We start from the raw sequence: 26,070 nt of genomic DNA, 5'->3' as shown, positions 1-26,070 counted from the left end.
CTACCCGTTCAACGAAAGTTTAGAAAGCATGAAAAGCAATGTCTAATATATAGTTAGTCTTTCAATATATATTTTTTATATGGATGAGCATCGTCTCAAATGCTTTGCTGCTGTGTATGAACTGGGCAGTGTCTCAGCGGCTGCAGTGCGCCTGCATATGACACAGCCGCCGCTGAGCATGCTGCTGCGTAAACTGGAAGATGAGCTGGGCGTGCAGCTTTTTGACCGCAGCAGCAAGCGCCTGGTGCCTACCGAGGTGGGTCAGCTTTTTTATGTACGCGCCAGGGCTATGTTGGCAAACATGGAGTCCACCCGGCGTGAGCTGCGCAAGGTGGAGCGAGGCGCAGGCGGTGTGGTCAATATTGGTTGCCCCACGGCGGGCAGCCTGTTTGTGATTCCGTCCGTGATGGAAGAGGTTAAGCATGAATGCGCCATCCATGTGCATGAGGGTGAGGCAGGTCTTATGCTGCAGCGCTTGCGTGAGCGCAGCCTGGACTTGCTGATCAGCCGCAGCCGCTTGCACGCCCCGGAGATGGAGGTATGCCCCATCTTGCACGAACCTTTGCTGGTGGCGCTGCCGCCAGCACACCCGCTGGGCCAGCGCCACAGCATCCGGCTGGAAGAACTAAAGGGCGAGCGCTTTTTAATTCATCGCTCTTCGGCAGACTCGGGGCTGCACGAGGTGGAAATGCAGGCCTGCCAGCAAGCAGGGTTCGTACCCAATGTGGTGTATTTAGGGGGAGAAACAATCCCCATGCTGCTGATGGTGCAGCAGGGCCTGGGCGTGGCTTTTGCCCCGTACAGCTTTTCCCAGCTGCAACTGGCACAACAGATGCACATGGTGCCGCTGGAAGAGCCCGTGCTGACCACTTGCCTGAACCTGATCTGGAGCAAGCAGCATGTCCTGGCACCCGCCGCCGAGCGCGTACGCCGCTTTGTGATGCAAGCGTTTGGAAGTACGTGACCTTGCCCCTGAAAAGGGGGCTCTCGGCTTTTTCAAAATGCAGACAAGAAGCCAGGAAATGGTTACGGCCCAGTGTCAACGAGACCGGCAGCAGCCCAGCGCACTCCTATCGCGTTGAGGGTCTTGCAGGCTGCTCTCAGCAGCCTGCCATCAACAGCTTTTTCCTCCCCAGAGCTACTTGACCTGCAGCCAGCAGCAGCGTCAAAGTTGGCATGGCATTTGATAATCCAGAACTCACTCTCGATTTGCGTTGATTATGGATAAATTGTTTCTGCAAAAGCAGGTGTTAGAACGGCTGGCCGAAGACCTGCTACAAGTTGAAGAGGCAGCGCGCCAAGCACATGAAGCTGCGACTCACGAAGAAAATGTCGCTGAAAACAAATACGACACATTGGGTCTAGAAGCCGCCTACCTGGCCACAGGCCAGGCTCGACGCGCTGAAGCTATCCGTCAGACTATGGCCAATTGGCGCAGGTTTCACCCACACCCCTACAACGCCAGCAAAGGCATAGAGCTCGGCGCATTGGTCTGTCTGGTTGATTCCGACGAAAAGCAGCAACTACTTTTTCTCGGTCCCAACGGGGGCAGCATGAAGTTGGTCAGCGGCGCTGAACCCATTCAGGTCATCAGCAGCGAAACACCACTGGGCAGGGCCATGCTGGGAAAGTTCGAGGGTGATGAAGTGTCGATACAGATCGCTCAAATCCGACAGCAGTTTGAAGTGCTTAGAGTTCATTAGCCAGTGGAAAAGACGAATTGGTCTCCACCCCTTTGGAACAGCTGAAGGCTGCAAGCACACAGCCGAAAGTTAATCTGTGACTGCTTTCAGTGAAGATTCTGAAATGGAGCTACCGGCCAGAAGTCATCCTTGGAGGTCTTCCCATTTACGACTGCTTCAGGCTGATTGCGGTCGATCAATTCCGCAAAGCCAACGACTGCTGCATCCCAAAGCAGTGATTGCACAGGACTTTCGAGAAGGTCAGCTCTACCCCTTAAAGCTGCCAGTGGAATCCGAGCATCGCCAAGTGACTGCTTTGGTGTGTGCTGACCTTGTGCTATCGACCCATTGCGGTCGGTCGCAGTGTGGTCGATCAATGCCTGCTTTTCAGGACGGACATACGTAGGCTGACGATGTAATTAGGCGATCGAGCAGCGGGCGGCGCTCCGTGCCGTGTGCTTTCTGCAAAAGCAGGATGGACCGGAAGGCGGCGTCACCACCGAAGGCCAATCAGCCCGGTGGCATTGAAGCAGCTGTGGACTCGCATCTGTTCATTAACGGGCCTCACCTTCCGCTGCGACACGCGCTTGAAATGCGACGAACAAAATCTTTAAGGCTGTGTCAATTGGTATCATTGTGTTTCACGCCTACCCCCTCTCTCGACCCCATGCATGTCTCTAGTTTCGCTGTCAACGAACATATCGCGTCGCGCCTTGGTTTAAGGAACACCACTCTGAGCGATTTGGGGCCACTGGTCGTTCTGGTCGGTGAAAACGGCTGCGGTAAGACCCGACTTCTTGAAGCTATCGACTGGCTACTTCGTCGCACACGGCATGTCGGCTTTGATCGACTATCTGGGCTTCGAAAAGGTCGTGCAAAGAAGAAGGAGTTCTTTGACGCGCTAGCAAGCGAGCCGCCCGATGACCACTACACGTTTGCAGCCGCCGGCGACGACATTGATGCGTACAACGCCTTGCTTTCGCCCTTTGAGGGGTTTGAGCTGGCTGTCGAGAGCGGTGAGACTGTTGACGAGTCACTGTCGACGTACTGCGAACTCTCCGACATCCTCCGAAACTCACTCTCCTCCAACCGCGAGCACTTCGCGCGCCTTGCAATCGGCGTCCCGCGAGGCGACGACGAGACAGACCCGATCCTTATTGGAACACCGCTCGCTTATATCGACGACGTCTGCATACGGCAGGCCAGTGCCAGCGGCTACGAGACCGTCGGATTTCACAGTCCAAACAATGCAGTTGCGGGCGACTACGACCGGCTTCGCAAGCTGTTCAGCGACCTAGCTGGAATGGAGTTGGATATTGCAAGCGGCCATGGGAGCCTCGACGGCCGCAGTATCCGTAACACATCGTTCTCGGACGGGCAGATGGCGCTATTCCGTATCGTCGTGCTGCTGCACTCAAAGGTTCTCAAAAACGCGGCGATACCAATTCTTCTCGACGAGCCCGAGCGACACCTTCATCCCTCTCGGCTAATTGCACTCGTCGATGCACTGCGCGAGTACTTGCCGCACGCGCAGCTGTGGATCGCTACACACAGCCTTGCATTGACGGCCCATCTCGCTGCTGTGGAGCCGCGCGCGATCTGGTTCGGAGCAGATGGGCATTTCGAACGCGCGGGACTCACTCAGGAGAAAGTAGTGAATGGCCTTCTCGGCGGGCCAGCGGGAGCAGAGCAGATCAGCGATTTTTGTATCCGCGCCGACCAGTTTGCAGCATGTGCATTCTCGGCAGATTGCCTAAGTCCACCTGAGACCGCGGTCTACAAACCTAACGACCCGCAAGTCAAGCAAATCAACGACTTCCTAGCGTTTGCAGGCGCGAGACGCATAACCATCGTCGACATCGGTGCTGGACAGGGACGACTCCTCAACGGTTTGGCGGCGACCCTCGCAGGTAAGCTCACCAGCCGGGTGTCGTACTACGCTATCGAGCCTAATCCGACAACGCGGGCGGAGTGCACCAAGCAGGTTCGCCGCTATTTCGATGACGGAATCGAGCGAGTGTTTGTCTCTGCGTCGGACTATCTGGCCGCGGTGCATGAGCGTGCCGATGTTGCAGTTCTGATCAACGTTCTGCACGAAATCGAAGTACAGCACTGGGCGTCTGTGTTGAGCGACGCCCATTCCTTGCTAAGCGACGAAGGATCCCTACTGATTGTGGAGGATACGCGGCTACCGCGCGGAGAGCTCGCTCACGCGAATGGGTTCCTTGTTCTTGAATCCGACGCACTATGCGAGCTCTTTGGGACGCACAGCAGTGCGCAGGGGGTTCAATGCATCGTCTCATCTCGCGGCGGTACCCGACTTCAAGCCACCGCCTTCAGGAAAGAGCACCTGGCGATGGCGACAACACAGTCCATCGAGCGCGCATTGCAAATGCAAATGAAAAGCACTGCAATCAATATTCGCGACCTTCGCAAGTCACCTCGGAAGCCAGACTACCGTCTTGGCCATGAGCATGCCTACCACACCCAACTCTTTGCAAATATAACCCTTGCAATCGAGGACTTGCAGGCGTTTAAGCCTCAGGCTTGATGCGACGAGCCCGAAGCCTACCCGCAGACCGCAGTGGGTGTATTGGAGCTAGCCTTTCTAGTCGGATTAGTAAGAGCAAAGTCCTCTGCTAACACAGATGCTGTGCGGGATTGAGGAATACTTCGAGACGCTGCGCCCGTCGCGATCATGGCGAATTCCATTCGTTTCCTATGTCGCCCATTATGTCTCTTGTAACAACTTTGCACCGAGATCGGTACAACCGATGCCGCTGCGCGAGAGACCACAATCAGCTTAAAGCAGCCAACTGCGACAAAGCGTTGATCGGCTGCTTCCTGGCCGGTAGTGCCATTTCACTCATGTCCCCGAAAGCAGTCACTGAGTGGCACTGATGGGCACGCTTTGGGTAGCCATGACGATCGCGTACTTTCAGCCAAAAGTGGATGCTTTACGGAACGCAGCGACCAAATAAACTCGGCGTCAGCTTCATCACCGAGCGCATCGCACATTTTTTTGGAATGCAATGGACTCCTTTCTTAATGCAACACTTGGCACGTTTTTTACCCCTCGGTTGGAAATGCGCCTTTTCGATAAGGCGGAGAAATTTTCAAGGGAAGCCGCTACGAATGGGAACTTGCTCACATATTTCCATGAGCACGTTCACTATTTCCAGACATTGTTCACAGGTTACGGCCATATTCAATGGAGTAGTTACAGGCAAGCTTCAGGCTTCACTTTCCGTAAATGGAAAGAGATGTGGCCGGTTATGGGCGGACCTAGGATCCCTCTAGCCAACTGCAATACGAGGTTGGATGTACACCAGTACGCCCATTTCCTCTACAAAGTGTTCGAGGAGCAGAATAAGATGAACCAAGCTAGGTTCATCACTATCCCGGGCGCTAAGACACTTGACGCTTTGAAGCTGACGCTTATCACTCAATCTTGGCGAATCAACCCTGAGATCACAATCGCCCAGAGGGCACGAGAATTGTGTACCAAGGACATATTGGAAGGTCACGCCTTTTTCCTTGAACGCTCTTTCGGAAATCAGATCCTTGGAATGCCACAGGACGTTGCATGGGACAGATCAGGGGTCCCTGATGTTTACACAGCAGCATACGATTGGTTTGTGGAGCGGTGCGGAGAGTCCGCCAGCGAGCTATTCCCCATACTGTGCGATCTCTCTTTGCAGATAAGTTGGGAGCCACTGACACCCTCTACTGAAGAGGAATGGCGGGCATCGAACCCTTCATGGAGGTTCTATTTGCTAACCAATGCGCTCGCAGCTGCGCCAGAGATCTTCATAGATATGGAAGGGGACTGGCAAGAGCGCTATACGGCATTCTGCGATCAGTTACTAGAACGCTGCCAATTTAAAGGGCTCAATCAGATTCTTTCTGAGCGATTGCAAGCACTCACCGATCTTGAGCACCATCCTGGCATATCGCCTATGCAGCGCATCATGAAGAAAGCCTTGGAGCTCAGGATCGAGCAACCATGGATTTCGGTCTACCCCACAGGCACCGAAGTTGAACTCATGGAGCTCTTTGAGGAGTTTCGCATTCCGGCAGTGCTAGTTGAGGGGCGTTATCAGGCTCAATCACCGGTAAATGCCGACATGGTCACCGAGTTGATTGGTGAGCTGCACTACCAAGCGTTTAATGATCAGTTGCTCGGTAGCCCTTCTGCGTCTGCACGCCACACCAATAGCATTGAATGTGGGTTTTCGAAATTTAAAGTTTTCAACGGATGTCCTTTCCAAGTGAGCGGAGAATGCATTGGAAGGTTTGATCCTAGGACGGGCCTACCAATAGCTTTGTTACATGATTCCGCTGGGAACATTGAAGGGTGTACGTTTGGAGCACTATTTCAATCCTCAGGAATCCGCGTTGAAGATTTGCTAGTGGACTATGGTGCCCGGTTTGACACTTAAATTCGGTGCCTGTCGGAAATCAGTCAGAGTTCTTCATTAGGTGGACCCTCCGCTTTGAGTCGAAAGAACCATTAGCCCCCGCGTGATAACAGACAGTCAGCATCAACTTGACTCCTCTGTATCCGTTGACTGCTACTCACCCCAAAGCTGCCGTTGTAGATTCGTAGCCGTGATCCTCGGAACGGATGGTATCTGTGTGAAACCGGAATTTAGAGTTGCAGGCATGACCGACAGCAACCGCTGCATAACAGACCTACAACCAAAGTGCTTTGGCGATCTCAGACAACACATACAAGCCTAACTAAGCATCAAAACAAAAAGCGCTCCATTGGAGCGCTTTTTTCATAGCATTTAAGGTAACACCGTAAAGCCAGACGTTTAGATATTGCAAGAAAAAACACTCAGATGTTTCTGAGTTTACGACTTTGCAGTTACAAACCATCGCCCCGCAAAACCGCATGAATACTAGCCCGGGGTTTACGACTTTAATTGCGAGTTTACGACTTTAATTACCCAGAATAAAAGCAACGCTGGAAACTGAGTTTTCACTCCACGGTCACGCTTTTGGCAAGGTTGCGCGGCTTGTCTACATCGGTGCCGCGCGCCACAGCGGTGTGGTAGGACAGCAGCTGCAGTGGCACCACGTGCAAGATGGGGCTGAGAGCGCCGTAGTTTTCGGGCATGCGAATCACGTGCATGCCTTCGGCGTTTTCGATGTTGGTTTTGGCATCTGCCAGCACATACAGCACGCCGCCGCGCGCACGCACTTCCTGCATGTTGCTTTTGAGCTTTTCCAGCAGTTCGTCATTGGGAGCGACCGTGACCACGGGCATGCTGCTGTCGACCAGCGCCAGCGGGCCGTGCTTGAGTTCTCCAGCGGGGTAGGCTTCCGCATGAATGTAGGTAATTTCTTTGAGCTTGAGCGCACCTTCCATGGCGATGGGGTAGTGCATGCCACGGCCCAGGAACAAGGCGTTTTGCTGCTTGGCAAAGTTTTCTGCCCAGCTCACCACTTGAGGCTCCAGCGCCAGCACCGACTGCAGGGCCACAGGCAAATGGCGCATGGCGGTCAGATATTCCTGCTCCTGCGCTTCGCTTAGCTTGCCCTTGGATTGCGCCAGAGCCAGGGTCAGCAAGAACAAGCCCGCCAGTTGCGTGGTAAACGCCTTGGTGGAAGCTACGCCAATCTCCATGCCCGCACGGGTGATGTACGCCAGTTTGCATTCACGCACCATGGCACTGGTGGCGACGTTGCAAATGGTCAGCGTATGGTGCATGCCAAGGCTTTGCGCATGCCGCAGTGCGGCCAGGGTGTCGGCAGTCTCACCGGACTGGCTGATGGTGACCACCAAGGTTTTCGGATTAGGTACGCTGGTGCGGTAGCGGTATTCACTGGCCACTTCCACGTTGCAGGGAATGCCCGCAATCGATTCCAGCCAGTACTTGGCCGTGCAGCCGCTGTAGTAGCTGGTGCCGCAGGCCAAAATCAGCACGTTGTCGATTTCATTGAATACACGCCACGCTGCTGCACCCTCTGCGCCGTCGAACAGCTCGGGGGCGATGTTGACAATGCCTTCCAGCGTGTCACCAATAGCGCGTGGCTGTTCAAAGATTTCCTTTTGCATGTAGTGGCGGTAGGGGCCCAGCTCTACAGCACCGCTGTGCGCATGCACAGTTTTTACGGGCCGCTGCTCGGGCAGTACCGCATGGCCAGTTTTGTCTGCAATCCAGTAGCGGCCCGGCTGCAGGTCTACCAGATCGCCCTCTTCCAGATACACGATCTGGTCGGTCACGCCAGCCACCGCCATTGCATCACTGGCCAGAAAGAATTCACTGTTGTCGCGCCCCACACCCAGCACCAGAGGTGATCCGGCGCGGGCTCCCACCACGCGGTGTGGCTCGTCCTTGTGCATCACGGCAATCGCGTAAGCGCCATGCAGTTGTGCACGCGCTGTTTTGACAGCGTCAAACAGGTCGCCGTTGTAGTGGCTGTCCACCAAGTGGCAGATCACTTCGGTGTCGGTCTGGCTGGCAAACACATAACCCTTGGCTTGCAGCTCGGTGCGCAGTTGTTCGTAGTTTTCGATGATGCCGTTGTGTACCAGCGCTACGCGGGGCGGTTTGCCGCTGTCCACGGTTTCGCCCGGTCCGTAGCTGAAGTGGGGGTGGGCGTTGCGCACAGCAGGTTCACCGTGCGTGGCCCAGCGTGTGTGAGCAATGCCTGCCAGGCCTTGCAGGTCATCTTGGGTCACTTGCTCCAGCAGCTCCGATACGCGCGCTGTGCTGCGTGCGCGCTGCAGGCCCTGGCTGATGGGTGAGCCAGCCACCATGCGGTGTACAGCTACGCCGCAGGAGTCATACCCGCGGTATTCCAGGCGCTGCAGGCCTTGAACCAGAACAGGAACGATATTGCGCGTGGAAACGGCGCCGACGATGCCACACATAGGCTGTACTCCGAAAAGGTTGGAACGATGCACGATGCTAAAAGCAACGCAATAAAACTTATGATCTATTTTTTGATATTTAAGAAATTAAATTTCATAGAAAAACACCGAAGAAATTAAATTTCACAAATATATGAATGATGAAATTAATTTATCAGACTCTGCACTCGATCTGACTGACCTGCAACTGCTGGATTTGCTGCAACGCGATGCCGGGCAAAGCAATGTGCACCTTGCACAACAAGTGCACATTTCGCCCCCCACCTGTTTGCGGCGCATCCGCCGTCTGCATGCTTTGGGCCTGATTGAGCGCCAGGTAGCCATTGTGCGACCGCAGGCTCTGGCCCACCTGGTTGGCCATGGTTTGCAAGCCTTGGTTGAAGTGACGCTGGAGCGCCAGAACGCCGAAGCGCTGGATGCATTTGAAGCCGCAGCTGTGGCCCACGAAGGGGTGCAGCAATGCTGGCGCGTTTCGCCGGGGCCCGACTTTGTGCTGGTGGTGGCCTGCCGCGACATGCCGGCCTACTTGGCGCTGTCGCAGCAACTGTTCACGGCGCAGGGCAATGTGCGCAATGTCAAAACCTTTTTTGCCACCAAGCGGGCCAAGTTCAGCCCCCACTTGCCACTGCTCGCCACCAAGCCCTAAAGACTCAAGACTCAAGACTCAAGACTCAAGACTCAAGAGCAGCGTGATGGATCGCTGTTATCTGTTGCTGCACAAGTGCTGGAGACGCCTGCCGCCTGAAGCAGTCAGCGCGCACCCGGCCAGTCCAGGCTGACCGTGCAACCCATTCCGGGCTGTGATTGAACGCCCCAGCGTGCGCCATGGCGCTGCGCCACCGTGCTGACCAGGGCCAGCCCGCAGCCTACGCCGTCAAATTCGTTCTCGTGGTGCATGCGCTGAAACAGCTCACCCAGTTGCTGGGCACGGCTGTCGTTAAAGCCAGCACCGTTGTCCTGCACCACCAGGCGCCACCAGCCATCGGCCAGCGGCCAGGCTTGCACCTGCACTTGCGGTGGCTCCTGGCGGGCAGAGAACTTGATGGCGTTATCCAGCAAAGCTTGCATCGCCACGCGCAGCCACTCGGCATGCGCCAGCACGGGCACCTGAGCTGGCGTGGGCAAGCTCCACTGCACTTGCGGGTACTGGGCTTGCAGGGCCTGCACCAGGGGCACGGTCAATGCCACCCAGTCCACCAACTCGGGCTGCAGCTCGGCACGGGCTGCACGCGAGATGTGTACCAGCCCATCGAGCATGGCCGACATCTTGCGCGCAGCGCGCTCCATGGTGGATGCAAATTCGTGCGCATCTTCGGCGGCATGCACCGCTTGCGGCGCAGCGGCTGCCAGCTCATCCACCGATTCTTTGAGCAAAGGCGCAAACGACACCAAATGTCGCAACGGCGCACGCAAGTCATGTGCCACGGCACGCATCCACGACGCATGGGCGGCGTGCAGGCGCGCCATGTCTGCCTGCTGCTGCGCAATCAGGGCCAGCGCCTCGTTCAGCGTGCCGGGGGTGGGTGATTGCGCCTGCTGCATGGTGGTGGGCCTTCAGGGTTTGGGTTGTTTGGTGGGGCGCTTCCAGTTCGTAATCGATACCTGCTTGCCGCGCGAGACGGCCAAAACGCCTGCGTCCACTGACTTCGTTATGGTGGAGCCGCCGCCCACGGTGCTGCCCGCACCAATGGTGATGGGTGCTACCAGCACGCAGTTGCTGCCCACGTGCACATCAGCCTCAATCACGGTGCGATGCTTGTTGGCACCGTCGTAATTGGCGGTGATGGCACCCGCGCCGTAGTTCACGCGCTCACCCACCGTTGCGTCACCCAGATAAGCCAGGTGGTTGGCTTTGGCGCCTTCGGCCATGATGGAGTTTTTCACCTCCACAAAATTGCCGATGTGCACGTCCTTGCCCAGCTGTGCACCCGGGCGCAGGCGGGCAAACGGGCCAATCAAGGCACCTTCGCCCACGCTGGCACCGAGCTTTTCTCCGTCGATATGCGTGAATGGATGGATCACTGCACCCGCCGCAATGGTGGCATTGCTGATGTGACAGTGCGCGCCAATGCTGGCACCTTCACCAATTTGCACCTTGCCGGTAAAGATGCAGCCCACGTCAATTTCTACGTCTTGCGCGCAGACAAGCTGCGCCGCATTGCCACGCACGTCGTCACGCACATCAAAGCGTGCCGGGTCTGCCAGCCGCACGCCCTGCTCCATGTAATGGCTGGCTTGGCGCAGCTGGTGGGCCCGCTCCAGCTCGGCCAGTTGCAGCGGGCTGTTCACGCCTGCCACCTGCACCGCATCGCTGATGCGGTGCGCCACCACATCCACCCCGTCTGCCACAGCCATTGCGACAATATCGGTGAGGTAGTACTCGCCCTGGGCGTTGTGGTTGTTCAGTTGCGCAAGCCATTGCGCCAGGCGTCTGGCGGGCACGGCCATGATGCCGCTGTAAATTTCTTGGATGGCGCGCTCGGCATCGCTGGCGTCTTTTTGCTCGACGATGCGCTGCACCGTGCCAGCAGCGTTGCGCACGATGCGGCCATACCCGGTGGGGTTGTCCAGCGCCACGGTCAGCAATGCCATGCGCGAGCCGTCTGCAGCCTGCACCAGATCATGCAGCGTTTGCGCCTGCGTCAGCGGCACATCGCCCGACAGCACAATCACCATGCCGTCATCGGCCAGGGCAGGTACCGCCTGCTGCACAGCATGGCCGGTGCCCAGTTGCTGCTCCTGGCGCACAAATTTCAACTCCACCCCAGCTTTCGCACTGCTGCACTGGCTGATGGCAGCTTCTACCTCTGGCGCGCCATGCCCGGTAATCACTACCGCGGAACGCGCCTGCAATTGCACGGCCGTATCCAGCACATGCTGCAGCAAAGCACGCCCCGCCAGCTTTTGCAGCACCTTGGGCAAACGGCTTTTCATGCGGGTGCCTTTGCCGGCAGCCATGATGACGATATCAAGGGGGAGTGCGTTCTGAGAAGACATAAACATTCTTTGTGAGGTCTGACAACCCCCAGCGCGGAGGTGCGCAATTATCTCGCGCTCTGTCGGCGCTGAAAGCGAGCGTGCATACGGATTTACGTGGGTCGCACACGACAGCCCCTGATTAAGTGTTTGATTTTTATCAGACATCCCCAGCAACACCCTGCTTTACCCATTGGTGTGCGCTCGGGCTTTATGCATTCTGTACAGATCTTTGCGCTGGCAACGGCTGCACCCTTACCCCAACCACATCCAGAAGGAAGCTCCATGGCCTTCATTGCATGGTCCAGCGCGCTCATGCTGGGCATCCCCAAGATCGATGCCCAGCACCAGGTCCTGGTGGAATTGATCAACGCTTTGCACGATGAGCTGGGCAAGCCCACCCCTTCGCGCACCACCCTGGCCGAAGTGCTGGAGGGGCTGGTCGACTACACGCACAACCACTTCATTGAAGAAGAGGTGATGTTCCAGTGTTACGGCTATCCCCAGACCACCGCGCATACTGCCGAACACAGCCAGTTCACCGCCAAGGCCATGGACTGGCTGATGCGCTTTGAAGATGGCGAGGACATCAACCTTGAGGCCATGGACTTTCTCAAAGACTGGCTGCTGCACCACATTCTGCAAGAAGACCGCGCCTATGTGCCCTTTCTGAAAGCCGCCCTCACAGCACATGCACCAAGCCTCAGTACGGCATGAAGAAATAATAAAGATAGTTATCAGCGCTTTAAATTCAATGCTTTCAAATACAAAAGTATCCAAAAACACCAGCAGACAAGCGCTGTGCGCTCTTATTTCAGATACACCATCAAAAAGGCGGCTGCCTCATTGCGAGACAGCCGCCTTTTTTGCTGGTCGCAAAGGCTCTGCTTAGCTCAGCGTCACACGGGCAAACTTGCGCTTGCCCACTTGCACCACAAAGGTGCCCACGTCCAGCTTCAGACCACGGTCGCTGACCACATTGCCATCCACACGCACACCGCCACCGTCCATCAGGCGATTGGCCTCGCTGGTCGACGGAGCCAGATTGGCCTGCTTGAGCAGCGCACCAATGCCCAGCGGCGCGCCGCTCAGGCTCACCTCGGGAATGTCGTCAGGAATGCCGCCCTTGGAGCGGTTCATGAAATCTTGCTCCGCCGCATCGGCTGCCGCAGCACTGTGAAAGCGCGCAGTAATTTCCTTGGCCAGCACCACCTTGGCGTGCTTGGGGTTGCCGCCTGCTTCAATCTCGGCCTTCAGCGCCGCAATCTCGGCCAGGCTCTTGAACGACAGCAGGGTGTACCAGTCCCACATCAGCGTGTCAGAGATTGACAGCACCTTGGCAAACATGGTGTTGGCATCTTCAGTAATACCAATGTAGTTGTGCTTGGACTTGGACATCTTGTCCACGCCATCCAGGCCCACCAGCAAAGGCATTGTCAGCACGCACTGCTGCTCCTGGCCATATTCAGCCTGCAGATGGCGGCCCATCAACAGGTTGAACTTCTGGTCGGTGCCGCCCAGCTCCAGATCACTTTGCAACGCGACCGAGTCATAGCCTTGCAGCAGCGGGTACAAAAACTCGTGCAGACTGATCGAGCTGCCTTCGCTGAAACGCGTGTGAAAGTCATTGCGCTCCATCATGCGAGCCACGGTGTACTTGGCCGACAGCTCAATCATGCCGCGCGCGCCCAGCTTGTCACACCACTCGCTGTTGTAGCGCACTTCCGTGCGGGCAGGGTCCAGCACCTTGGCGGCCTGCGTGTAATACGTCTCGGCGTTGACCTTGATTTGCTCGGCAGTCAGCGGCGGGCGGGTGGAGTTGCGGCCCGAGGGGTCGCCAATCAACGTTGTGAAATCGCCGATCAGAAAGATCACGGTATGACCCAGGTCCTGCAGCTGGCGCATCTTGTTGAGCACCACGGTATGGCCCAGGTGAATGTCTGGAGCCGTCGGGTCCAGACCCAGCTTGATGCGCAGCGGCACGCCTGTGGCCGCAGAGCGGGCCAGCTTTTGCGTCCAGTCAGCAACTGGTAACAATTCGTCAACGCCGCGCAAGGTGATTTCAAGCGCTTGTCTTACAGCCTCAGTGACTGGGTATGTTGTAACAGCATTTTGATTCATAAGGGTTTTTTCCAGCGCGGGGATGTTCCTCCCCGGTATACTTCGGGCTCGATTGCAGTGATGAATTCTAGTCGGCAAGCCATTTACATACTGCTCAATGGCCACTATGCTGACAGATTACGTACCCCATCACTGACACGCTTTCCTGCCTTCAGGGTACACACCATTCCCGGGAACCCATGTTTTGAGCCACAAACTAGTTTCTGCCAGCACCGCTTTGCTTGCACAGCTGGCCCGGTCCATCCAGCGCCATCCAAAAAGGCTGACCGCCGCAATTGCCGCCCTGATGCTGACCGCAGGCGGCGGTGCGTTTGCCGTCGCCTCCCTGGGTCCAGACCCCGCCGACATGCCGGTGCGCACACTGACCCAGACCATCCCCTCTTTGGTAGATGGCAGCACGCTGGCGGATCTGACCGACCTCAACGACTTCTCGCTGTACCGCACGGATTACACCCGCTCCAGCGACACCCCTGAGTCCCTGCTGCAGCGTCTTGGCATTGCCGACCCCAGCGCTTCCGCTTTTCTGCGCAGCAATGAACTGGTTCGCCAGCACATCTTCAGCCGCAATGGCCGCCTGATCTCTGCCGAGGCCAGCAACGACCACCAGTTGCGCAAGCTGACAGTGCGCTGGATTCAAGACGAAACCAGCCAGAACTTCCAGCGCCTGGTGCTTGAGCGCAATGCCGAAGGCAAGTTTGCCGCAGACATCTCGACAGCACCCCTGACGGCAACCACACGCCTGACTGGCGGAACCATCCACAGCACCTTGTTTGCAGCCACCGACGCTGCAGGCCTGCCAGATGCAGTGGCTGTGCAGGTGGCAGATATCTTCTCGGACATCAACTTCCACCGCCTGCACAAGGGCGACCGTTTCTCCGTCATCTACGAAACGCTGGAAGCCGACGGTGAATTCCTGCGCTCAGGCCGCGTGCTGGCCGCAGAATTCCAAAACCGCGACAAGGTGCACAACGCCATGTGGTTCCAAGAGCCCGGTCAGCGTGGCTCCTACTACGCCATGGACGGCTCCAGTCTGCGCCGCGCTTACCTGAGCACCCCTGTGGAGTTCTCGCGCATCAGCAGCGGTTTTTCCATGCGCAAGCATCCGATTCTCAACACATGGCGCAAGCACCTGGGTACGGACTTTGCCGCACCCACAGGCACCAAAGTGCGCACCGTGGGCGATGGCTCGATTGAGTTTGCAGGCTGGCAAAACGGCTACGGCAACGTGATTTACGTCAAGCACGCCAACACCTCCCACGTCACGGTCTATGCGCACTTGAGCCGCATTGACGTGAAAAAGGGGCAGTCTGTCGAGCAAGGTCAATTCATTGGTGCAGTGGGCACCACAGGCTGGTCCACGGGCCCGCACCTGCATTTTGAATTCCGCGTGAACGGCGCGCACCAGGATCCGCAGACGGTGATTGCCAAGAGCGAAGCCAGCGAAATCTCTGAAAAGGTGCGCAAACAGTTCACCCAGCATGCACAGTTCATGCACATGCAACTGGCTTCTGCCGAGCTGATTCGACAAGCCAGCGCCCAATAAGCCTGTGCTACCCTCTCAAGGGCTTCGAGCAATCGAAGCCCTTTTTCTTTGCCCCTTGAAGCCCCTATGAGCACCCTGCCAAAGCCAGCCCAAGCCCACCATTGCGAGCTTTATATCGGCCTGATGTCAGGCACCTCACTGGACGGCGTGGATGGCGTGCTGGTGCAGTGGGATGGCGCACAGCCACAGCAGATGCACGTGCTGGCCTATGCAGCGCAGGCGTTTCCCGGCAACCTGCGCCAAGAACTGCTTGCCCTGAACAGCCCCAACGGAGCCAATGAGCTGCACCGTGCAGCTTTGGCAGGCAATGCCGTCAGCCGCGCCTACGCAGATGTGGTGATGCAGCTATTGCAGCAAAGCAGCACCACCGCCTCTCAAGTACGCGCCGTGGGCGCCCACGGACAAACCGTGCGCCACCAGCCCCAGCTGCACGATGGCACGGGCTACACCTTGCAATTGCAAAACCCCGCTTTGCTGGCAGAACTCACAGGCATTGCCGTGGTTGCAGACCTGCGCAGCCGTGATGTTGCCGCAGGCGGCCAGGGTGCTCCGCTGGTTCCGGCCTTCCACCAGGGCGTATTCAGCCGTGCGGATCAAGCAACCGTGGTCCTCAATATTGGCGGGATTGCCAATCTGAGTGTCCTGCCTGCATACAGCAGCCCCGCAGCACCGGTCTGTGGCTTTGATTGCGGTCCTGGCAACGCCCTGATGGACTGGTGGTGCCTGCAGCACACCGGCGCAAGCTATGACGACCAAGGCCGCTGGGCTGCTGGCGGGGTGGTCCACCCAGCGCTTCTGGCGCGCCTGCTGGCCGAGCCTTTTTTGCAGCAGCCTCCCCCAAAAAGCACGGGGCGTGACTTGTTCAACCCTACGTGGCTGCAGTCCCAGCTTCAAGCGGTGGCTTGCAACATTTCCCCCCAGGATGTGCAAGCCACGCTCACAGCCTTTACGGCCCATAGCTGTGCAGATGCCATTCGGCGCTACGGACAAGGCAGCTGCAGCCTGCTGGTCTGCGGAGGTGGCGCCTTGAATACAGAGCTGATGCGCCAACTGCAGGCTTTGCTGCCACAGGCAAAAGTAGAAAGCACGAGCGCGCGCGGCCTTCCTCCCCTGCAGGTAGAAGCTGCGGCTTTTGCGTGGCTGGCCCGCCAGTGCCTGCATGGGCTCCCGGGCAACCTGCCGGCTGTCACTGGCGCTCAGGGTCCACGCATCCTTGGGGCGATTTACCCCGCCTGAACCACAGCGCCAGTCAACGGTCAGTCATGGGTGTCTGGTGCCGGGCGCACGCGCTCATCAGGCTCGAGCTGACTGAATACCAACGTTGCAGCCAGCGTCATGACCCCCACCGTCACGAACGTGGCTTGCAACGCCATCAGCTTGTAACCCTCTTTGGCTTGCCACATATCGGCGAACCCCGCCAAAACAGCACCCGCCACAGCCACCCCCATGCTCATGGCAAGCATTTGCACCATGGACAGCAAGCTATTGCCGCTGCTTGCCGATTCACCACTCAAGTCTTTGAGGGTCACCGAGTTCATGGCGGAGAACTGCATCGAGTTCACACAGCCAAAGGCAAACAACTGCAGCAGAATCAGCCAATGCGGCTGACTGGGGCTGACCAGGCCCAGACAGGCGATCATGAGCCCCAGCAGAATCGAATTCACCTGCAACACACGCTTATAGCCAAAACGCATCACCGTGTGCACCGCAATCCGTTTGACAAGCATGCTGCCCAGCACTGTCGCCAGCATCATGGTGCCCGCGTGAAAGGGCGACAGCCCCAAGCCCACCTGCAGCATCAAAGGCACCAGAAATGGTGCGGCGCCACTGCCAAGGCGTGCAAACAAATTGCCCAGCAGCCCTACACGCAATGACCGTATGCCAAACAGCGCAGGCGCAAACAACGGTGTGGGGCTGCGCAATGCATGCATCCAGTACGCCGCCAGGCTGGCCATGCCAAAGACCAGCAGCACCGCCACCAAGGCGCGACCCATGCCCGCGCCAGACAAGCCATCCAGCGCCAGCGAAACACCCACCATGCCCAGTGCCAGCAGCGCAAAGCCCACGCCATCGAACGAGCGCCTGGGCTGCTGATCGTTTTGGGGCATCCACCGCCAAGCAGCACACACCCCCAGTACACCCACAGGCACATTGATCCAGAAAATCCAGTGCCACGATGCATATTCCACCAGCCACCCACCCAGGGTAGGCCCCAGCAGCGGACCAATCTGCCCAGGAATGGCAATAAAGGTCATGGCCCTGATAAAGGCCTCGCGCGGGTAGGCGCGCAGCACCGCCAGCCGCCCCACGGGCAGCATCATGGCCCCACCCACGCCCTGCACTACCCGTGCCATCACCAGAAACTGCAGACTGGGCGCCATGGCACACAAGACAGAGCCCAGAACAAACAGCGCCATGGCCACTGTATAGATGCGGCGCGTACCAAAGCGATCGGCCACCCACCCCGTCGCGGGAATCAGCATGGCCGTCGTCAAGGCATACGCCACGACCACAGACTGCATCTGCAGCGGGCTTTCTCCCAATGAGGCGGCCATGCTGGGCAACGCTGTATTGAGAATGGTGGCATCCAGTGTCTGCATGAAAAAGCCCACCGCGACCAGCCACAGCAAGGGCTCTTTTTCAATGGTTTGCTTGTTCATTTTTCTTGTTGATTCGTCTTATGTTCCATCGCCATCAATACCTGCTGGGCTGAGGCTTGAATGTGATTTGCACACAAAAAAGCCGCTGACTGGCAGCGGCTTTGATGGCACAAGGGACAAGCCCTCATTCGGTCATTAGGCCGAGAAGCTGGAGCCGCAACCGCAAGTGGTGGTTGCATTGGGGTTCTTGATCACAAACTGCGCGCCCTGCAGGTCTTCCTTGTAATCAATCTCTGCGCCCACCAGGTACTGGTAGCTCATGGCATCAATGAGCAGGGAAACACCATTTTTGGTCATGGTGGTGTCGTCGTCGTTGGTGATCTCATCAAAGGTGAAACCGTACTGAAAGCCCGAGCAGCCTCCGCCTTGCACAAACACGCGCAGCTTCAGGTCAGGGTTACCCTCTTCCGCAATCAAGTCCGCCACCTTGGCAGCTGCACTGTCGGTAAAGAGAATAGGGGCGGGCATTTCTGTGCTGATGTTTTCTGCAACGGCGCTCATGGGGATACTCCGAGTGTTCTTCTGAAAATCGGTTCGAATGGTACTGCAGTTTGCTCAGGAATTAAGCAAGCGCAGGGTTTGACGTCAGTACCAGTGGGGACATTGGCCGTGCAGACAAGCTGCTGCGCCACCGCATCTGAAGCCCACAAAAAAGCCGCCACACCCGAAGGCAAGGCGGCTTTTTTGTGGGCAGGCCATTCCCGAAGAAACAGCCTTTTCCGAAGGTCTGAAACGAATTAACGCTTCGAGAACTGCTTGGCGCGACGAGCACCACGCAGACCAACCTTCTTACGCTCGACTTCGCGGGCGTCACGTGTCACGTAGCCAGCTTGGCTCAGGACAGGCTTCAGCGCTGCGTCATAGTCGATCAAAGCACGGGTCACGCCGTGGCGGACTGCGCCCGCCTGGCCGGATTCACCGCCGCCGTGGACGTTGACTTGAATATCGAAAGCTTCGATATTGCCAGTCAGCACCAGAGGCTGCTTAGAGATCATGATAGAAGTTTCGCGGCCGAAGTACTCTTGAATGTCTTTGCCATTCACAGTAATTTTGCCGGAGCCCTTCTTCAGGAATACACGTGCGACGCTGGACTTGCGACGGCCGGTACCATTGTTCCAATCACCAATCATTCAAGTCTCCTTAGATTTCCAGAGCCTTAGGCTGCTGTGCGGTGTGGGGATGCTCAGCACCACCATAAACCTTCAGCTTCTTGATCATGGCGTAGCCCAGAGGACCCTTGGGCAGCATGCCCTTGACGGCCTTCTCGAGCGCACGGCCAGGGAACTTAGCCTGGAGGTCGCGGAAGTTGGTGGCAGTGATGCCGCCTGGATAACCCGAGTGACGGTAGTACACCTTGTCCAGGTTCTTGGTGCCAGTGACCTTGATCTTGGCAGCGTTGATGATGACGATGTAGTCACCGGTGTCAACGTGAGGTGTGTAGATTGCCTTGTGCTTGCCGCGCAGACGGAGTGCCACTTCGCTGGCGACACGTCCGAGCACCTTATCGGTGGCGTCAATCACAAACCACTCGTGTTGCACCTCAGCGGGTTTTGCGCTGAATGTAGACATGAGATTTCTCTTTCAAGAAGGTTTGAAGAATCCTTTTCTGCGGTCGGTGCTTCTTCTTAAATTCATTGCTGAACCAGGAAGCCTCTTAGGCAGTATGTATTGAAGCCAAGGCTTTACACCAGGGATTCAACACTTCGCCGCGGGACCCATAAAATCGCTGCGAAGCCCGCCATTATACGAAATAGCGTCCAATAGCGCCATCAGCACCTTGTGCTTGTGTGGAATTAGTCGCTCAAACTGAAATCGGCCCACACTGGTAAACCAACTGCGGCCTTGGGCCGCCCGCCCCGCTGCAGCCCGGCTGCCGCACTGAAACGAAAAGAATTACGACCTATGTTCAGCTACCGCCACGGCTTTCACGCCGGCAACCATGCCGACGTCCTGAAGCACACCGTCTTGATTGCTGCCTTGCAGCACATGGCACAAAAAGAAACCGCCATCAGCGTAATCGACACCCACGCGGGTGCTGGCCTGTACCGTCTGGACGGCGACTTTGCCAACACCAGCGGTGAATCCAAAGACGGCATTGCCCGCCTGCTGGACACCCCTGAAGAGGAATTGACTCCCGCCCTGCGCGCCTACGTACAGGCCGTGCGCAGCGTCAATCAGGGCAAGGGCGTCAAGACCTACCCCGGCTCCCCCTTCATTACGCAAAGCCTGCTGCGTCCCCAGGACAAGCTGCGCCTGTTTGAGCTGCACCCTGCTGACTGGCGCGCGCTGGACGGCAACATGTCTCAGCTGGATGCTGGCAAGCAGGTCGAAGTGCTGCTGGAAGACGGCTTTAACGGCGTCAAGCGTTTCTTGCCGCCACCTTCGCGCCGCGGCTTTTTGCTGTGCGACCCCAGCTACGAAATGAAAACCGACTATGGCCGCGTCATCAGCATGATGGACGATGCCTTGGTGCGCTTTTCTACTGGCACGTACGCCGTTTGGTACCCCATCATTCCGCGCCAGGATGCGCATGACCTGCCCAAGCGCCTGAAAACCATGGCCAACAAGGCTGGCAAAAGCTGGCTGCACGCCACGCTGACCGTCAAATCCAGCAAACTGCGCAGTGAAGTGAACGACTACGGCGACACCGGCGCTGCCAAGCGTCCAGGCCTGCCCGCCAGCGGCATGTTCTTGATCAACCCGCCCTTCACGCTGCGTGCAGCACTGAAAGAGGCTTTGCCTCAAATGCAAAAGCTGTTGGCACAAGACAAGAATGCCACCCACACACTGGAGTTTGGCGAGTAACTGACAGACAAAAAAAAGGAGCTGTCAGCGCCCGTGCTTACTTGTTTTTAAGGTTAAAACACCTTAAAAACCTTATAAACACTGCGCAAACAGCTCCTTTTTTATGTGCAACTGGCGTTCATTCAGCCTTTGGCTTGCAGCAATGCGTCAGGGCAATCGTCCTGGCCTTCATCGAGCTTGTAGATTTCCACCGCCTTCACGCCACGGTCCAGCATGCCAATTTCTTCAGCAGCGGCCTTGCTCAAATCAATCACACGGTTTTTCACAAAAGGTCCGCGGTCATTCACACGAACCACAACGGCCTGCCCCGTGGCCTTGCTGCGCACGCACAGTTGCGTACCAAACGCGTAAGTGGGGTGAGCGGCAGTGAGCTCATACTGGTTGAAACGCTCGCCATTGGCTGTTTTGCGGCCATGAAAGCCCGGCCCGTACCATGAGGCAACGCCTTGCTGGTCAACCTCTGGCAATTCAAGCTCATACAGGCTTTGCTTGAGCGCCTTGGCGGGATCACCCAGCCCGCGTGCAGGCGGTGGTGCAATTTTGGCCAGCAGCTCTGAGCCGAAACGCATGCCCACCCGGGTATCGGAGGTCGTATCTCCTTTGGTGGAGATAGCGCCTTCAGCAGAAGGCGGCATGGGAGCACAAGCACTCAACAAAGCAGCCACAAGCAGCGAGGCTGCGGGCATGGCACGACGGCGTGCCAAAGACAACAAAGACAAAGACGTATCAGCGCAAGCAGACTGGCACCCTAGTGCAGGCATGGTCTAACCCTTCTAACGGTGAGCGCACAAAAAGCGACACCAGGGGCCAGCGGCATCCGCAAAGTCTGAATTACAGGCCGAGGCGGTCGCAAAGCTCCAAAGTGGCTGCGCTCTGGTTCATCGTATAAAAGTGCAAGCCGGGTGCGCCTTGGTCACGCAACTGCTCGCACAAGCGAGTAACCACATCCATGCCGAAGGCTCGGATAGAGGTTACGTCGTCCCCGTAGGCCTGCAGACGCAGGCGAATCCAGCGGGGAATCTCAGCGCCGGTCGCATCGGAAAAGCGCATGAGTTGAGAGGAATTAAGGATTGGCATGATACCCGGAACAACCGGAGTCGACACGCCAAGTGCTTGAATCCCTTCACAAAAACGGAAATATGCGTCCGCATTGTAGAAGTACTGGGTGATTCCTGCACTCGCGCCAGCCTGAATTTTTGTAGCAAAAGCTTTCAGATCTGTCTCTGGAGACTTGGCTTGCGGATGGGTCTCTGGGTAGGCGGCAACCTCGATATGAAACCAGTCGCCAAACTCTTTGCGGATGAAGGCCACCAGATCGCTGGCGTAGTGAAACTCGCCTCCCAGCCCATAGCCGCTGGGCAAGTCTCCACGCAAGGCCACAATGCGCCGAACACCCATGTCTTTGAGCTCTTGCAGCTCTGAGCGCACCTTGTCGCTGGTCGCGCCAATGCACGAAAAGTGTGATGCAGCCTGCACCCCTTCTGCCTGAATATCGCGCACCATGCTGAAAGTGCCTGCCTGGGTGGAGCCACCCGCTCCGTAAGTGACAGAGCAGAACTCGGGCTTGCGCGCATACAGCGCCTGGCGCACCTGCACATGTTTGGCAGCGCCTTCAGCCGTTTTGGTGGGGAAAAACTCAAAGCTGATGGGAAATGTATTTGCCATGTTCATCACTCCTGTCGCCTGCCCTCCCGGCAAGCTGCTGACTGTCTCTGTGCGGCAAAGGTGACAGACACGGCACCTTTGCCCACCTCTTAGCACCGCTTTTCGTGCGGCTTAAGCCTTTTTGCGCTTGGGACGCGCAGGCCCCGGTACGTTGTAGCCATCTTCTTCGTCATCAATGACATCGATGCGCTTGAGCTCACGCAGCACCGTGCGCGAAACACGCTTGGTGGCAGTTGCCGCAGGCATATCAGGCAACGGCTGGTCTAAATTTTTGATCTGGGCGCCCTGTACCGCATGCACAAAGAACTCGTGGTTGCCATCGCCACCTTCGATGGCAGACTCCATCCAGGCCTTCACCTCCAGACCCAGCTCGGCCAAGCACGTGCGCACGCGTGCTTCTACCTCTTTGAACAAGGCAGGATCACGCACAATGCCGCCCTTGCCAACCTGACCAGGCTGCAGCTCAAACTGAGGCTTGACCAGCATCAGCAAATGACCGTGGGGTTTGAGCATGCGCACCACAGCAGGCAGCACCAGCGTCAACGAGATGAAGGAGACATCGCCGGTCACAAAGTCAAACTCGGGCGTAATGTTCACATCTGCGTACTCTGCCTTGCGGCGGCGCTCGGTAGGAACAGTGCCTTCCGCACGGGCTTTGGCCTTGGCGGCACGCTCAGCCTTGAAGGCTTCGATGTCCGAATCCTTGGCATCGCGGCTGTCGTCGTACTCCTCGTCAACCTGACCGCCATTGCGCATCCATGCATAAGGAGCCTGGGGCAAAGTCTCGTTGTCCTCTTCCTCTTCCCAGCGCTCAGAAATCACTTCTTCACAGGCATCTTCCAAAATGGCTGTGGTCATGAAACGGGCGTTCACCCCTTCCACGCAGATCACACGCACATCTTCACGCAAACGGTCATGCAGCTGGCCCTGACCCACGTCCACGCCAATCACCTGTGCGGCACCGCGCTGCAACAGACAGTCGGTAAAGCCGCCAGTGCTTTGGCCCACATCCAGGCAACGCAAGCCTTGCACTTTCAGGCCTGTGGCGTTCAACGCGCCTTCCAGCTTCAAACCACCGCGAGAGATGTATTTGACTTCCGCATCGTCGAGCAGCTTCAGCTCTGCACCTGCAGGGATGTCGTCACCATTCTTAGCAACTTTTTTCCATGGGGCCAACGGCGTCAGGCGCCATTCCACGCCCGAAGCGATCAGGCGCTGGGCCTGCGAACGGGTGGTGGCATGTCCGTGGTCCACCAAAAATACATCTGCGCGCATGGCGTAGTTTCCTTTTATTCACTCAAATTAGCCTCCAGCGCTGATCCAGACTGCGCAAGCCGCGCTCCATGTCTTCATATCAGCACCGAAGGTTGCAAAGCTGCAGCACGTGCTGCCGCTTTGCCCCGCCATGATTAATAGCGGTAGGTTTCAGGCTTGTAAGGGCCTTCCTTCTTCACACCGATATAAGCGGCTTGCGCATCGCTCAACTCGGTCAGCTGTGCGCCCACCTTCTTCAGGTGCAAGCGGGCTACCTTTTCGTCCAGCACCTTGGGCAGCACGTACACCTTGCCCACTTCGTAGGCTTCAGGGCGGGTGAACAGCTCGATCTGGGCGATGGTCTGGTTGGCAAACGAAGCACTCATCACAAAGCTGGGGTGGCCAGTGGCACAGCCCAGGTTCACCAGGCGACCCTTGGCCAGCAAGATGATCTTCTTGCCGTCGGGAAACTTGATGTGGTCAACCTGGGGCTTGATTTCTTCCCACTCGTACTGTTCGATCGAGGCGACGTCGATTTCGTTGTCGAAGTGACCAATATTGCAGACGATGGCTTCGTCCTTCATGGCCACCATGTGCTCGTGACGGATGATGTCCTTGTTGCCGGTGGTGGTCACGAAGATGTCGCACTTGTCGGCGGCATATTCCATGGTCACGACCTTGTAGCCTTCCATCGACGCTTGCAGGGCGTTGATGGGGTCAATCTCAGTCACCCACACTTGGGCGCGCAGAGCGGACAGGGCCTGCGCGCAACCCTTGCCCACGTCACCGTAGCCAGCCACCACAGCCACCTTGCCGGCGATCATGACGTCGGTGGCGCGCTTGATGCCGTCCACCAGCGATTCGCGGCAGCCGTACAGATTGTCGAACTTGGACTTGGTGACCGAATCGTTGACGTTGATAGCACGGAACAGCAGCGTGCCCTTGGCCGACATTTCGTTCAGGCGGTGCACACCGGTGGTGGTTTCTTCGGTCACGCCGCGAATCTCAGCCGACTTGCGGGTGTACCAGGTGCTGTCCACTGCCAGCTTGGCCTTGATGGCCGCGAACATGATCTTTTCTTCTTCCGAGCCGGGGTTGGCCAGCACGGAGATATCTTTCTCGGCCTTTTGACCCAGGTGCAGCAGCACGGTGGCATCGCCGCCGTCGTCCAAAATCATGTTGGGGCCTTCGCCTTCAGTGCCCTTGGCACCGAATTCAAAGATGCTGTGGGTGTAATCCCAGTAATCTTTGAGCGACTCACCCTTGATCGCAAACACTGGCGTGCCAGTAGCGGCAATAGCAGCTGCTGCGTGGTCCTGGGTCGAGAAAATGTTGCACGAAGCCCAGCGCACAGTCGCGCCCAGGTCCTTCAATGTCTCGATCAGCACGGCCGTTTGAATGGTCATGTGCAGCGAGCCAGTGATGCGTGCGCCCTTCAGGGGCTGAGCAGCAGCGAATTCTTCACGGATGGCCATCAGGCCGGGCATCTCGGTTTCAGCGATGCGAATTTCTTTACGTCCCCAATCAGCCAGATTGATGTCGGTAATGGCCGAATCGGCAGGGTTAAAGCGAACAGCAGCGTTCATGGTTTTCTCCAACAATTGAATGAAAAACCACGTTCTGAGGAAGAAGAGGGATAAGCCATCTCACCGCACAGAAAGCGTGGGTGAGCGTCGTTTGCCTAGAGGCCAAGCCACTGCAGGTGGCCGCCGTCTTTCCGAGCCTCACGCCACCGCTCAATGGGGTGGACGCTGCAACGCTCCTCGGAAAGGAAAAGAGGTGGGAGATTGTAATCGAGCCTGCTGGCTGGCATGCGGTGTCAGCGTTTTATACGGGCAAGCCGCTCAAATACACGGCCTAAAACGCAGACAGCCGTAGCTGGGCTTGGTACGCCCCCCACAGCCATCACCCGCCTCAGCACGCTATGCCGCTGGTGCCATGCGCAAAGGAATGGTCACCGGCCCGTCATTGACCAGGTGCACCTGCATATCAGCCCCAAAGGCCCCAGTCGCTACTGGCCCCACGTTGTGCAGCACTTTTGCTTGCTCTACCAGATAGTCATACAGGCGCTGTCCCTCTTGCGGATTGGCCGCCCTGGTAAAGCTGGGCCGGTTGCCACCGGTCGTATCTGCCGCCAGCGTGAACTGGCTGACGATCAGCAGCCCCCCTTGCACATCCTGCACGCTGCGGTTCATCTTGCCGGCGTCATCCATAAAGATGCGCAGCTTCATGAGCTTGGCGAGCAGCTTGTCAGCCTCTTTTTCGCTGTCGCCTTGTTCGGCGCACACCAGCACCAGTAGACCATGGCCAATCTGACCAACGGTGCGCCCTTCGATGTCGACACGTGCTTCGCGCACGCGCTGCAATACAGTGATCATGATTTAAATAAATTGATAGCTATCGATGCTTCCCACGTAAGCATCTTGAATACAAATAGGAGTAATCTCCATCAAGAGAGAGCGCTAACAGCTCCTATTC

23 protein-coding genes and 1 riboswitch are annotated in these 26,070 nt (G+C 57.2%); of the genes, 10 read left to right on the top strand and 13 right to left on the bottom strand.

Translation table 11 applies throughout. The annotated features are described in order from the left end of the window. Positions 1-79 precede the first annotated feature (79 nt). From H9646_RS06390 to H9646_RS06375, 4 genes are all read left to right on the top strand, one after another. On the top strand, positions 80-964 hold the full coding sequence (locus tag H9646_RS06390; RefSeq protein ID WP_191722510.1) for a LysR family transcriptional regulator: 885 nt from the start codon (positions 80-82) through the stop codon (positions 962-964). Between the two features lie 256 nt (positions 965-1,220). After that, positions 1,221-1,703: a GreA/GreB family elongation factor gene (locus H9646_RS06385; protein WP_191722509.1), complete on the top strand. Its 483-nt coding sequence runs from the start codon at positions 1,221-1,223 to the stop codon at positions 1,701-1,703. Positions 1,704-2,349: 646 nt separating this feature from the next. Continuing rightward, positions 2,350-4,233, top strand: coding sequence for an AAA family ATPase (locus tag H9646_RS06380; protein WP_191722508.1), 1,884 nt, complete (start codon positions 2,350-2,352; stop codon positions 4,231-4,233). Between the two features lie 481 nt (positions 4,234-4,714). After that, positions 4,715-6,124 (top strand): hypothetical protein, encoded by a 1,410-nt coding sequence (locus H9646_RS06375; RefSeq protein ID WP_225214023.1) that lies wholly within the window; start codon positions 4,715-4,717, stop codon positions 6,122-6,124. 545 nt (positions 6,125-6,669) lie between these two features. Here the strand turns inward: H9646_RS06375 and glmS are convergent. Next, a complete protein-coding gene (gene glmS, locus H9646_RS06370) occupies positions 6,670-8,568 on the bottom strand; it encodes a glutamine--fructose-6-phosphate transaminase (isomerizing) (protein WP_191722507.1) in 1,899 nt (632 codons plus the stop codon). Between the two features lie 133 nt (positions 8,569-8,701). Here glmS and H9646_RS06365 point away from each other — a divergent pair, with 133 nt between their 5' ends. Continuing rightward, the gene (locus H9646_RS06365) at positions 8,702-9,214 is read left to right on the top strand and encodes an Lrp/AsnC family transcriptional regulator (RefSeq protein ID WP_191722506.1); all 513 of its coding nucleotides are present in this window, start codon (positions 8,702-8,704) and stop codon (positions 9,212-9,214) included. 104 nt (positions 9,215-9,318) lie between these two features. On the opposite strand, the gene H9646_RS06360 is transcribed toward H9646_RS06365, so the two are convergent. Further along, entirely contained in the window at positions 9,319-10,110 is a 792-nt protein-coding gene (locus H9646_RS06360) for a sensor histidine kinase (protein WP_191722505.1), read from the bottom strand. Between the two features lie 12 nt (positions 10,111-10,122). After that, positions 10,123-11,565 (bottom strand): bifunctional UDP-N-acetylglucosamine diphosphorylase/glucosamine-1-phosphate N-acetyltransferase GlmU, encoded by a 1,443-nt coding sequence (gene glmU, locus H9646_RS06355; protein ID WP_191722504.1) that lies wholly within the window; start codon positions 11,563-11,565, stop codon positions 10,123-10,125. A gap of 264 nt (positions 11,566-11,829) precedes the next feature. Here glmU and H9646_RS06350 point away from each other — a divergent pair, with 264 nt between their 5' ends. Beyond that, on the top strand, positions 11,830-12,261 hold the full coding sequence (locus tag H9646_RS06350; RefSeq protein ID WP_191722503.1) for a bacteriohemerythrin: 432 nt from the start codon (positions 11,830-11,832) through the stop codon (positions 12,259-12,261). A gap of 171 nt (positions 12,262-12,432) precedes the next feature. Here H9646_RS06350 and tyrS read toward each other — a convergent pair whose 3' ends face one another. Beyond that, entirely contained in the window at positions 12,433-13,665 is a 1,233-nt protein-coding gene (gene tyrS / locus H9646_RS06345) for a tyrosine--tRNA ligase (RefSeq protein WP_191722502.1), read from the bottom strand. 184 nt (positions 13,666-13,849) lie between these two features. Between tyrS and H9646_RS06340 the strand changes: the two genes are divergently transcribed. Together H9646_RS06340 and H9646_RS06335 are read left to right on the top strand one after the other, a co-directional pair. Continuing rightward, positions 13,850-15,208: a M23 family metallopeptidase gene (locus H9646_RS06340; protein ID WP_191722501.1), complete on the top strand. Its 1,359-nt coding sequence runs from the start codon at positions 13,850-13,852 to the stop codon at positions 15,206-15,208. A 66-nt stretch (positions 15,209-15,274) separates the two neighbouring features. Further along, positions 15,275-16,444, top strand: coding sequence for an anhydro-N-acetylmuramic acid kinase (locus H9646_RS06335; RefSeq protein WP_191722500.1), 1,170 nt, complete (start codon positions 15,275-15,277; stop codon positions 16,442-16,444). 20 nt (positions 16,445-16,464) lie between these two features. Here the strand turns inward: H9646_RS06335 and mdtD are convergent, their stop codons facing one another. The 4 genes from mdtD to rplM form a co-directional block, all read right to left on the bottom strand. Then, on the bottom strand, positions 16,465-17,868 hold the full coding sequence (gene mdtD / locus H9646_RS06330) for a multidrug transporter subunit MdtD (protein WP_191722499.1): 1,404 nt from the start codon (positions 17,866-17,868) through the stop codon (positions 16,465-16,467). Between the two features lie 135 nt (positions 17,869-18,003). Beyond that, positions 18,004-18,369, bottom strand: coding sequence for an iron-sulfur cluster insertion protein ErpA (gene erpA, locus H9646_RS06325; RefSeq protein ID WP_191722498.1), 366 nt, complete (start codon positions 18,367-18,369; stop codon positions 18,004-18,006). Between the two features lie 236 nt (positions 18,370-18,605). After that, the gene (gene rpsI / locus H9646_RS06320) at positions 18,606-18,998 is read right to left on the bottom strand and encodes a 30S ribosomal protein S9 (RefSeq protein WP_191722497.1); all 393 of its coding nucleotides are present in this window, start codon (positions 18,996-18,998) and stop codon (positions 18,606-18,608) included. Between the two features lie 10 nt (positions 18,999-19,008). Continuing rightward, entirely contained in the window at positions 19,009-19,437 is a 429-nt protein-coding gene (rplM, locus tag H9646_RS06315; protein ID WP_191722496.1) for a 50S ribosomal protein L13, read from the bottom strand. 333 nt (positions 19,438-19,770) lie between these two features. Between rplM and H9646_RS06310 the strand changes: the two genes are divergently transcribed. After that, entirely contained in the window at positions 19,771-20,673 is a 903-nt protein-coding gene (locus H9646_RS06310; RefSeq protein ID WP_191722495.1) for a 23S rRNA (adenine(2030)-N(6))-methyltransferase RlmJ, read from the top strand. A 122-nt stretch (positions 20,674-20,795) separates the two neighbouring features. Here H9646_RS06310 and H9646_RS06305 read toward each other — a convergent pair whose 3' ends face one another. After that, a complete protein-coding gene (locus tag H9646_RS06305; protein WP_225214022.1) occupies positions 20,796-21,308 on the bottom strand; it encodes a septal ring lytic transglycosylase RlpA family protein in 513 nt (170 codons plus the stop codon). Between H9646_RS06305 and H9646_RS18555 the strand changes: the two genes are divergently transcribed. Continuing rightward, positions 21,307-21,441: a hypothetical protein gene (locus tag H9646_RS18555; RefSeq protein ID WP_255501784.1), complete on the top strand. Its 135-nt coding sequence runs from the start codon at positions 21,307-21,309 to the stop codon at positions 21,439-21,441. The genes H9646_RS06305 and H9646_RS18555 overlap by 2 nt on opposite strands. 63 nt (positions 21,442-21,504) lie before the next feature. Here H9646_RS18555 and metF read toward each other — a convergent pair whose 3' ends face one another. The 4 genes from metF to dtd form a co-directional block, all read right to left on the bottom strand. Then, positions 21,505-22,338 carry a methylenetetrahydrofolate reductase [NAD(P)H] gene (gene metF, locus H9646_RS06300; RefSeq protein WP_404813084.1) on the bottom strand — a complete coding sequence of 278 codons (834 nt, stop codon included), beginning with the start codon at positions 22,336-22,338 and terminating at the stop codon, positions 21,505-21,507. 111 nt (positions 22,339-22,449) lie between these two features. Then, complete coding sequence (locus H9646_RS06295) at positions 22,450-23,613, bottom strand: TlyA family RNA methyltransferase (protein WP_191722493.1); 1,164 nt, start codon at positions 23,611-23,613, stop codon at positions 22,450-22,452. 134 nt (positions 23,614-23,747) lie between these two features. After that, entirely contained in the window at positions 23,748-25,178 is a 1,431-nt protein-coding gene (gene ahcY, locus H9646_RS06290) for an adenosylhomocysteinase (protein ID WP_191722492.1), read from the bottom strand. 75 nt (positions 25,179-25,253) lie between these two features. After that, a riboswitch (S-adenosyl-L-homocysteine riboswitch) is annotated at positions 25,254-25,363 on the bottom strand. A gap of 151 nt (positions 25,364-25,514) precedes the next feature. Then, positions 25,515-25,970, bottom strand: a complete 456-nt coding sequence (dtd, locus tag H9646_RS06285) for a D-aminoacyl-tRNA deacylase (protein WP_191722491.1) — start codon at positions 25,968-25,970, stop codon at positions 25,515-25,517. Positions 25,971-26,070 lie beyond the last annotated feature (100 nt).

The organism is Comamonas avium (genome assembly GCF_014836675.1).
Taxonomy (GTDB): Bacteria; Pseudomonadota; Gammaproteobacteria; order Burkholderiales; family Burkholderiaceae_C; genus Comamonas; species Comamonas avium.
Note: the sequence above shows the minus strand (reverse complement) of the source record. Positions and strands in the feature narration are given on the sequence as shown.

Bases quoted from the DNA above. Each gene is read 5' to 3' on its own strand.
- H9646_RS06390 (WP_191722510.1), top strand. From the start codon at position 80: ATGGATGAGCATCGTCTCAAATGCTTTGCTGCTGTGTATGAACTGGGC.
- H9646_RS06385 (WP_191722509.1), top strand. From the start codon at position 1,221: ATGGATAAATTGTTTCTGCAAAAGCAGGTGTTAGAACGGCTGGCCGAA.
- H9646_RS06380 (WP_191722508.1), top strand. From the start codon at position 2,350: ATGCATGTCTCTAGTTTCGCTGTCAACGAACATATCGCGTCGCGCCTT.
- H9646_RS06375 (WP_225214023.1), top strand. From the start codon at position 4,715: ATGGACTCCTTTCTTAATGCAACACTTGGCACGTTTTTTACCCCTCGG.
- glmS (WP_191722507.1), bottom strand. From the start codon at position 8,568: ATGTGTGGCATCGTCGGCGCCGTTTCCACGCGCAATATCGTTCCTGTT.
- H9646_RS06365 (WP_191722506.1), top strand. From the start codon at position 8,702: ATGAATGATGAAATTAATTTATCAGACTCTGCACTCGATCTGACTGAC.
- H9646_RS06360 (WP_191722505.1), bottom strand. From the start codon at position 10,110: ATGCAGCAGGCGCAATCACCCACCCCCGGCACGCTGAACGAGGCGCTG.
- glmU (WP_191722504.1), bottom strand. From the start codon at position 11,565: ATGTCTTCTCAGAACGCACTCCCCCTTGATATCGTCATCATGGCTGCC.
- H9646_RS06350 (WP_191722503.1), top strand. From the start codon at position 11,830: ATGGCCTTCATTGCATGGTCCAGCGCGCTCATGCTGGGCATCCCCAAG.
- tyrS (WP_191722502.1), bottom strand. From the start codon at position 13,665: ATGAATCAAAATGCTGTTACAACATACCCAGTCACTGAGGCTGTAAGA.
- H9646_RS06335 (WP_191722500.1), top strand. From the start codon at position 15,275: ATGAGCACCCTGCCAAAGCCAGCCCAAGCCCACCATTGCGAGCTTTAT.
- mdtD (WP_191722499.1), bottom strand. From the start codon at position 17,868: ATGAACAAGCAAACCATTGAAAAAGAGCCCTTGCTGTGGCTGGTCGCG.
- erpA (WP_191722498.1), bottom strand. From the start codon at position 18,369: ATGAGCGCCGTTGCAGAAAACATCAGCACAGAAATGCCCGCCCCTATT.
- rpsI (WP_191722497.1), bottom strand. From the start codon at position 18,998: ATGATTGGTGATTGGAACAATGGTACCGGCCGTCGCAAGTCCAGCGTC.
- rplM (WP_191722496.1), bottom strand. From the start codon at position 19,437: ATGTCTACATTCAGCGCAAAACCCGCTGAGGTGCAACACGAGTGGTTT.
- H9646_RS06310 (WP_191722495.1), top strand. From the start codon at position 19,771: ATGTTCAGCTACCGCCACGGCTTTCACGCCGGCAACCATGCCGACGTC.
- H9646_RS18555 (WP_255501784.1), top strand. From the start codon at position 21,307: ATGGGAGCACAAGCACTCAACAAAGCAGCCACAAGCAGCGAGGCTGCG.
- H9646_RS06305 (WP_225214022.1), bottom strand. From the start codon at position 21,308: ATGCCGCCTTCTGCTGAAGGCGCTATCTCCACCAAAGGAGATACGACC.
- metF (WP_404813084.1), bottom strand. From the start codon at position 22,338: ATGGCAAATACATTTCCCATCAGCTTTGAGTTTTTCCCCACCAAAACG.
- H9646_RS06295 (WP_191722493.1), bottom strand. From the start codon at position 23,613: ATGCGCGCAGATGTATTTTTGGTGGACCACGGACATGCCACCACCCGT.
- ahcY (WP_191722492.1), bottom strand. From the start codon at position 25,178: ATGAACGCTGCTGTTCGCTTTAACCCTGCCGATTCGGCCATTACCGAC.
- dtd (WP_191722491.1), bottom strand. From the start codon at position 25,970: ATGATCACTGTATTGCAGCGCGTGCGCGAAGCACGTGTCGACATCGAA.